This window comes from Streptomyces composti (assembly GCF_012034205.1).
In the GTDB taxonomy this organism is placed as follows: domain Bacteria; phylum Actinomycetota; class Actinomycetes; order Streptomycetales; family Streptomycetaceae; genus Streptomyces; species Streptomyces composti.
In genome coordinates, this window is record NZ_JAATEM010000095.1 from 1 (window position 1) to 392 (window position 392).

The following is a 392-nucleotide window of genomic DNA, read 5'->3' on the forward strand; positions in this document are numbered from 1 at the left end:
GCCTGGCCCGAGACCGACCGGCCTCGCCGGGCCGGCGTCTCCTCGTTCGGCGTCAGCGGCACCAACGCGCACGCCATCATCGAAGAGTCCCCCATCGCCCTCGACCAGGGCCGGCCCGCCGTCTCGGGCGTCGTGCCGTGGGTGATCTCGGCCCGGACCGCCGACGCGCTGCGCGACCAGGCACGGCAGCTCCGCGAATACGTCGAGCAGCGGCCCGAGTTGGACACCGCAGCCGTCGCCGACACGCTCGTCAACGGGCGCGCCCTGTTCGAGCACCGCGCCGTGGTCGTCGCCGAGACCCCCGACGCTCTCACCGCCGCGCTCGACGCCCTCGCTCAGGGGGAGCCCTCACCCCACCTCGTGCAGGGCATCGCGCCCGACGAGACCGGGAG

At 75.0% G+C, this 392-nt stretch carries 1 protein-coding gene; it reads left to right on the forward strand.

Going from position 1 to position 392, the window contains the following annotated elements; translation table 11 throughout:
* On the forward strand, window positions 1-392 hold a 392-nt coding region (locus HCJ93_RS29090; protein WP_167998810.1), incomplete at both ends, for a CurL C-terminal domain-containing protein.